8 protein-coding genes and 1 riboswitch are annotated in these 7,382 nt (G+C 70.3%); of the genes, 2 read left to right on the top strand and 6 right to left on the bottom strand.

Features of this window, described 5'->3' with window-relative positions; translation table 11 throughout:
• Positions 1–115: 115 nt before the first annotated feature.
• Positions 116–1,636, bottom strand: a complete 1,521-nt coding sequence (locus ACFWX1_RS34010; protein ID WP_378393864.1) for an alkaline phosphatase family protein — start codon at positions 1,634–1,636, stop codon at positions 116–118.
• A gap of 136 nt (positions 1,637–1,772) precedes the next feature.
• Positions 1,773–2,792 (bottom strand): phosphatidylinositol-specific phospholipase C domain-containing protein, encoded by a 1,020-nt coding sequence (locus tag ACFWX1_RS34005; RefSeq protein WP_378393863.1) that lies wholly within the window; start codon positions 2,790–2,792, stop codon positions 1,773–1,775.
• Between the two features lie 110 nt (positions 2,793–2,902).
• On the opposite strand from ACFWX1_RS34005, the gene thiD reads away from it, so the two are divergent.
• Positions 2,903–3,736 (top strand): bifunctional hydroxymethylpyrimidine kinase/phosphomethylpyrimidine kinase, encoded by an 834-nt coding sequence (thiD, locus tag ACFWX1_RS34000; RefSeq protein WP_378393862.1) that lies wholly within the window; start codon positions 2,903–2,905, stop codon positions 3,734–3,736.
• A 74-nt stretch (positions 3,737–3,810) separates the two neighbouring features.
• Here the strand turns inward: thiD and ACFWX1_RS33995 are convergent, their stop codons facing one another.
• From ACFWX1_RS33995 to thiO, 4 genes are all read right to left on the bottom strand, one after another.
• A complete protein-coding gene (locus ACFWX1_RS33995; RefSeq protein ID WP_378393861.1) occupies positions 3,811–4,239 on the bottom strand; it encodes a MarR family winged helix-turn-helix transcriptional regulator in 429 nt (142 codons plus the stop codon).
• A gap of 81 nt (positions 4,240–4,320) precedes the next feature.
• Entirely contained in the window at positions 4,321–5,094 is a 774-nt protein-coding gene (locus ACFWX1_RS33990) for a thiazole synthase (protein ID WP_378393860.1), read from the bottom strand.
• A 76-nt stretch (positions 5,095–5,170) separates the two neighbouring features.
• The gene (thiS, locus tag ACFWX1_RS33985; RefSeq protein ID WP_378393900.1) at positions 5,171–5,371 is read right to left on the bottom strand and encodes a sulfur carrier protein ThiS; all 201 of its coding nucleotides are present in this window, start codon (positions 5,369–5,371) and stop codon (positions 5,171–5,173) included.
• Positions 5,371–6,447 (bottom strand): glycine oxidase ThiO, encoded by a 1,077-nt coding sequence (gene thiO / locus ACFWX1_RS33980; RefSeq protein ID WP_378393859.1) that lies wholly within the window; start codon positions 6,445–6,447, stop codon positions 5,371–5,373. The genes thiS and thiO overlap by 1 nt, the downstream gene beginning before the upstream one ends.
• Before the next feature lie 73 nt (positions 6,448–6,520).
• Positions 6,521–6,628: riboswitch (TPP riboswitch) on the bottom strand.
• 30 nt (positions 6,629–6,658) lie between these two features.
• Here thiO and thiE point away from each other — a divergent pair.
• Positions 6,659–7,327 (top strand): thiamine phosphate synthase, encoded by a 669-nt coding sequence (gene thiE / locus ACFWX1_RS33975; protein WP_378393858.1) that lies wholly within the window; start codon positions 6,659–6,661, stop codon positions 7,325–7,327.
• The last annotated feature ends 55 nt before the right edge of the window (positions 7,328–7,382 follow it).

Below are 7,382 nucleotides of genomic sequence, written 5' to 3'. Positions count from 1 at the left end.
CCGGGGGCGCGCCCCCGGACCCCCCCTGTGGCCGCCGCCCCCCCACGCCGTGGGCCGGGGGGCCCCCCCCCGCGGGACCCTGAGTCCCTCGAGGAGGCCCCCACGGATCGTCACCTCAGCGGGTGGTGACGTGCGGGGCGTCGATGGCCCAGTACCAGTTGTTGCCCGCGGCGTAGAGGCGCCAGGTGACCCGCATCGAGCGCGCGCCTGCCGGGACCGCGACCGACGCGGACGTCGGCGTCGCGAGGACGTCGCCACCCTTGTTCACGGTGCCGGATTCCGGGCCGTAGGCGAGCACGGACTGCTCGGCGCCGCCGTCGAAGGACACCGTCAGCGCGCCGCGCTGCGTGCCGTCCTGGCGGTAGTGCGAGACGAAGGCGATGTCCGCCCGCGCCGCCCCGGCGACGTCGATCGCCGGGGAGACCAGCGAAGAATCGAACGTTCCCTTCGACGACGGCGAGCCCTTGTCATCCCACTCGTCGGGGTCGGCGACGGCGAAGACACCGCGGGCGCGCACGTTCGCCTCGCGCTGCTGACCTGGCGCGGTCCGGGTCCAGAAGTCGTCGGTCGTGAAGGCCCAGCCCTGCCATTCCGTTGTCCCGGAAGGCATTCCGGACGCGTTCCGTACCGTCCACCCGCCAGGGCCGTCGTGGGTCCAGCCGAGAATCCCCGCCGGGACACCGGTTTCGTCCTGCCGCGGCTTCAGCACCGCGCTGTCGAACGCATCCGGCGGCACCGCGCCCAGCGGGTAGCCGTCGTACCCCGCGGGCGCGGCGATCCCCAGGTGCCGCAACACGGTCGGCGCGATGTCGACGATCTTCGGCTGCACGGCAGGAGTTCCCGGCGGGACAGCGCCGCCCGCGGCGATCACGAACGTCATGCGTTCCTCCGGGCTGTCACCGCCGTGGCCGCCCGCCGCGGTGTGACCGTGGTCGGTGCTGATCATGACGAGCCAGTCCTCGTTCGCCCGTCCGGCCCGCGCGTCGATCGCCGCGAGCAGGCGGCCGATCAGCGCGTCGTCGGTGCGCAGCGAGGCGGAGTATTCGGGCGAGTCGGCGCCATGCGCGTGGCCTGCTTCGTCCGTCTGTCCGAAGTAGACGAATGAGGCGTCGGCCTTGTCCTGCTTGAGATGTTTCTCGGCGTCGGCAGCGACCTGTTCGTCGGTCTTGACGTATCCGGCGGTGTCGCCGTCGAGCACGAACTTGCGGTCCTGACCGGTGCGCAGGATCTGGTCGCCGATCGGCTTCCAGTCCACCGCCGCGTACGTGTCGAGCGCCGGGTTCGCGGTTTCGGCCCGCGCCAGCCAGCTCGGATTGGCGGCCAGATTGTTGCCGTTGAAGGAGTTGTCCTTGACCTTGTGCTTGTCCGGCCACACTCCGGTGAGGATCGTGGACCAGCCCGGACCGCTCGAAGTCTGCGCCATCCCGCTGCCGTAGAGCGCGCTTCGTGCGGCGTAGCCGCGCTGTACGAGCGCGTGGACGTTGGGGGTGTCGGCGGCGAGAAGCTTGTCGAACCGAGCCCCGTCGAGGCCGATCACCAGGGCTTTCGGCGTTTTGGCCACCTGGGCCGCGGCGACCCCGGAAGTCAGCCCGGCGACCGCCACCACGGCCGCGGCCAGGCAGAGCGTTCTGCGCATGAACCCCTCCAGATAACTTGTTCGAACCAATTATCGGGAGCGTAAAGGCCTCACCTGTCCACCATGTGAACGTGCCGTGAAGGCCTCCTTCACAGGGCTGAGCGCTGTGAAGGAGGCCTTCACGGACCGCCAAAGATCAGCCGCGTGGGAGGACTTGCGGGAGCACGGTGGTCAGGCCGACCCAGTCGGCGGTGACCACGGACGCGTGCTGTTTCGCCAGTTCCGCCACGCGCCGGTTCGCCTGGTCGACGGTAGGGACGCGCCCGTCGATCGCGGGCTCGACGTTCTGCGCGTCGGTCATCACGAGGTAGTAGTGGTTGGCGTCGTACCAGGCGGGCCCGGTCTGCGTGACCCACGCCTTCGCGTCGCCGTCGAACACGACGAACCACGGCCGCAGCCCGGTGTCCGAGTACTTCGTACGCGGATCACCCGGCGCCACGCCGTGCACGGTCGGGAAGATGTTCGCCTCGCCGATCCGCCCGGACCCGGCGAGCGAACGCAGATAGCGCGCGTACTCGACGTCGGTCTTGAGCGTGTCGGCCGGATTCCCCTCTTCGACCGTTCCCGGGATGATCTCGGTGATCACCTTGCCCCGCAAGGCATCCATCGACGGCCAGTTGTCCGCCCGAGCCGCTTCGTCCAAAGTGGAATAACGGCCGAGGAGGTCAGCGGGGCGGAACGCCGCGGCGCCGAGGTGCGCGCGGAAGGTGGCGTCGAGTTCGTCGGGACCGAGGCCGTGGTTGTCCGAGAACCCGGTCTTCATCTCCAGCTTCAACGTGACCGGCGAGTGTCCCGGATGCGCGGCGAGCCAGAGCCGGATGTCGTCGAGGCAGTACTCCAGGTTCTTGTTCCGCCCACCGGAGTACAGCTGCGACGCCGAGGACGCCGCGACGCAGTTGTTGTCGTTCCCCAGCGGGTTCGAGTGACTGACCTTCCACTCGTGCGTGATGATGTCCGGCCAGACGTCCAGTTCGATCAGGGACGTCCCGGCGTCCAGCGAGCGCGCGAGGTAGTCGTACGCGCCCGTCTCGTAGGTGTTGTGCACACCGACGGTCGTCACGTGGGAGACCTTCGGGCTGTCCGCGTTCGCCGTCGCCCCGGAGAGGACCCCGGCCGTTACGAGAGCCACCGCGAGGACTGCTGAGGGAAGCTTCATCCAGAACTCCTTCGACCGAATGTGCAATAGCTTTCACTTTCGGCCGCCGTGATGGACTACTGGTGAAGAATGACTGACCGAATGGCTCAGACCGGAAGTCGGGGAGAAACATGAGTGAGAACCCCAGCCCGCCCTCGGCGCTGACGATCGCGGGCTCCGACTCGGGCGGCGCCGCCGGCCTGCAGGCGGACCTGCGGACGTTCCTCACCTGCGGGGTGCACGGCCTGGTCGCGGTCACCGCGGTGACCGTGCAGAACACCCTCGGCGTGCACGACAGGGCCGACCTGCCGCCGCACATCGTGGCCGGGCAGATCGAGGCCGTCGCGGCCGACATGGGCGTGGGTGCGGCGAAGACCGGGATGCTCGCCTCGGCCGAGATCATCCACGCCGTCGCGGCGGCGTGCGACAAGGCCGGCATCGGGCGCGACCGCAAGGTGCCGTTCGTCGTCGACCCGGTTGCCGCGTCCATGCACGGTCACCCGCTGTTCGACGAGGCCGGGCTGATCGCGCTGCGCGACGAACTCCTGCCGCGCGCCACCGTGCTCACGCCGAACCTCGACGAGGTCCGCCTGCTCACCGGCATGACCGTGACCGATCGCGAGCAGATGCACCAGGCCGCGATCGTGCTGCACCGGCTCGGGCCGAAGTACGTGCTGGTGAAGAGCGGGCACCTGGTGTCCGACCCGGAATGCGTCGACGTCCTGTTCGACGGCTCGACGTTCGTCGAACTCCCGGGCAGGCGCTACGCGACCCCGCACACCCACGGGGCCGGGGACACCATGGCGTCCGCGCTCACGGCCGGGCTGGCGCGCGGGATGTCCGTTGTGGAGGCGGCGCGGTACGGCAAGTGGTTCGTGTCCAACGCCGTCGAGCACGCCTACCCGATGGGGGCCAAGGTCGGCCCCGTCTCGGCCTTCTGGCGCCTGGCCCCTGAAGAACGCTGAAGGGGACTTTCCTCTCACCAGATGCGCTGAAGGGGACTTTCCTCGCATGTAACGCGACGAAAGTCCCCTTCAGCTCACTCGTCGGCGATGAGAGCCTCCAGGACGGGCAAGGCGGCGGCCAGCGCCTCGCGATGCTCGTCCGAGAGGCGATCGAGTCTCCGGTTCAGTTCCTGCACCCGCGTCGAGCGGACACCGGAGACCAGCCGCTCACCCTCCTCTGTGGCCTTCGCCAGCCACGCCCGGCGGTCCACCGGGTCCGACTCGCGGCTGACGTAGCCGGCCTCGACGAGCGAAGCCACGATCCGGGACATGGTCGCGGCGGCGACGCCCTCCTTGGCCGCCAGATCCCCGAGCCGCATCTGGCCGAGGTGCACCAGCGTGGCGAGCGCCGAGATGGCGCCGTGCCCGGGGCCGGGCACTCCCGCCTGCCGTAAAGACCGGGACAGCCTGCCCACGGCGAGGTACAACCTGCCCGAGACGTCCTGGACCGAAGTGGTGGTCACCGCTGGCTCCTTCTGCCCGCTGGAAAAGTGCCGTCAACCTTACGGCGCTCCGGACTCTTTCCGCGTGAAGGGACCGAGGATTCACCGAGGTGGACTCGAAGCATGCGCCCAAAAGCGCTGCGGGACACGTCCAGCTCCCCTGGCGAGCCGTCCCGCGAGCACCGCCGAACGCATGGCGGAGGCCATTTTTTCCGGATCCGCCGCGCGGGTCACGGCGGTGGAAAGCAAGACCGCGTCACAACCGAGTTCCATCGCGAGTGTCGCGTCCGACGCGGTACCGATTCCGGCGTCGAGGATGACCGGGACCGACGCACGGGACACGATCAGCTCGATATTGTGCGGATTCCGGATTCCCAGGCCGGTCCCGATCGGCGCGCCCAGTGGCATGACGGCCGCGCAGCCCGCCTCTTCCAGCCGCAACGCGAGCACCGGATCGTCGTTCGTGTACACCAGAACGGTGAATCCGTCGGCGGCGAGTTGTTCGGCGGCGTCGAGAGTTTCCAGCGGATCGGGCAATAACGTCCGATCATCCGCATGGACTTCAAGCTTGATCAGATCGGTATTCAACGCCTCGCGCGCCAACCGCGCGGTGAGAACCGCTTCGGCCGCCGTACGACAGCCCGCGGTGTTGGGCAATAACGCGATCCCGAGCCGGCGCAGCAATTCGAGAACTCCGGAGCCGCCCTCGGCGTCGGCGCGGCGCATCGCGACGGTCGTGAGCTCGGTGCCCGACGCGACGAGCGCACGCTCCAGCACGGCCAGGTTCGCCGCGCCGCCGGTGCCGATGATCAGCCGGGAGGACAGTTTGTACTCGCCGATGACCAGCTGGTCGCCGTCGTTGACGGTGTCGGTCATTTTCTCAACCTCCGTGTCCTGCGGGACACCCGCACCCGGTCGGCTGCCACGAGCGGCTTCGCGATTGTGGCTCATGTCAACCTCCTTGGACCGCGGTCAGTACGTCGACACTGGCGCCCTTGGGCACCACAGCGTCGGGCCAGTCGCCCCGGCGGACGACCTCGCCGTTCAGCGCGACCGCCACCCCCTGCCGGGCGGTGCCCAGCGCGTCGAGGACCTGGGCCACGGTCGCCCCGTCGGGGAATTCACGCCATTGGCCGTTGACCTGGATCTCCATCACACTCGTTCCCTTTCCCGCAGTCGCGCGGGCGAGGCCGCACCGACCCCGTCCGGCGGCGCCTCACCGGCCAGCCAGGCGACCACGGCGTCCGCGGTCACCGGGGCCATCAGCAGGCCGTTGCGGTGATGTCCGGTCGCGGCGAAGACGCCGTCGCCGAGTTCACCCACGAACGGCAGCGCGTCGAGACTTCCGGCCCGCAGCCCGGCCGCGGTCTCGACCAGCTCGTACTCGGCGATCGCCGGGAACACGCGCTCGGCGCCCTCCAGCAGCTCGCGTACGCCGCGCGCGGTCACGCTCTCGTCGAAACCGGCCTCGTACTGGGTCGCGCCGAGCACGAGTTCGCCGTCCGCACGGGGCACGAGGTAGATCGGCCGGCCCTCGACCAGCGCACGGACGGTGTTGACCGGCGGCGGCAGGCAGCCGCGGCGGGGCCGCAGCCGCAGGATCTCACCCTTGAGCGGGCGGACGGCGCCTGCCAGCAGCGGGTGCAGCCGTCCCGTCCACGCGCCCGCGGCGAGCACCACGGCGTCCGCGTGGACGTCATCGAGCGTGTCGATCCGGTCACTGTGGAACACCACCCCGCGCCCTCGGCAGGCGTGCTCGAGGGCCCGCAGGAGTTTCCTGTTGTCCACGGCCAGGTCGCCGGGCACCAGGAGTCCACTTCGGACGGACCCGATGCCGGGTTCGGCGCGGCGGGCCGCGCGGCCGGTGAGCGGCTCGGCGTCGCGGCCCAGCGACCGCAGGAACCCGGCCAGGATGTCCAGTTGCCCGGCGTCCGCGCTGTCGAGCGCGACGACGAGCGTGCCGTGCCCGGCGAGGCCGGGATCGACGCCCTCGGCGGCCAGCTCGCGGGCGAACTCCGGCCATCGGCGCAGCGACGCCTCGCCGAGGCGGAGGACGTCCTCCTCGCCCGGCCAGGCCTCGGTGACCGGGGCCAGCATGCCGCCGGCCACCCAGGACGCGCCGCGCCCGGGATCGGGGTCGTACAGGGTGACCCGGTGCCCTTCGACGGCGGCACGCCAAGCCGCGGCGAGCCCGATCACGCCGCCACCGATGATGGTCAACTCACTCATGCGATCGACTCGCTCCGCGAGACAGCGTCCAATCTTTTTTGGCGCATGACATTGATGATTCGCTCGCAAGCTTCGCTCATGGAATCACGCTCCCTGCGCCGGCATGACCCGGATCAGGTTCCACGGTCGGAGCGGTGCGGCTCCCTCTCAGCCCGTGCCTCGGGCTCCCGTGCGGACCACCCCACCGTAGCGCGCGGGTAACGTCCCCGCCATGCCCACCTCCACTGGCGACAAGATCCGCGCCCGGCTCGCCGATGCGCGGCTGTACCTGTGCACCGACGCGCGCACCGCGCGTGGCGATCTCGCCGAGTTCGCGGACGCCGCGCTCGCCGGCGGCGTCGACATCGTCCAGCTGCGTGACAAGACCGGGGGCGCGCCGCTGGAGGCCAAGCAGGAGATCAGTGCTCTCGAAATCCTCGCGGACGCCTGCTCTCGACACGGAGCACTGCTCTCGGTCAACGACCGGGCCGACGTCGCCTTCGCTGTCGGCGCCGACGTCCTGCATCTCGGTCAGGACGACATCCCGGTGTCGCTGGCCCGCCGGATCCTCGGCGACGACGTCGTGATCGGCCGGTCGACGCATTCGCCGGAGCAGGCCGCGGCGGCGGCCGGGGAGCCCGGCGTGGACTACTTCTGCACCGGACCGTGCTGGCCGACGCCGACGAAGCCGGGCCGGGACGCGCCCGGCCTCGGCCTGGTGCGCTCGACCGCCGCCTCTGGCACGTCGCGGCCGTGGTTCGCGATCGGCGGCATCGACCTCGACCGGCTGCCCGAGGTGCTCGACGCCGGCGCGTCCCGCATCGTCGTCGTCCGGGCGATCACCGAGGCCGAGGACCCCACCGCGGCCGCACGGGCACTCCGCTCGGCACTCCCCGCGTGAGCTGAAGAGGACTTTCCTCTCACCGGACGTGCTGAAGGGGACTTTCCTCGCACTG

Source organism: Amycolatopsis sp. NPDC059021, from assembly GCF_042739895.1.
Taxonomy (GTDB): domain Bacteria; phylum Actinomycetota; class Actinomycetes; order Mycobacteriales; family Pseudonocardiaceae; genus Amycolatopsis.
The sequence above is the reverse complement of the archived record's forward strand: the minus strand, read 5'-3'. Positions and strand labels throughout refer to the sequence as shown.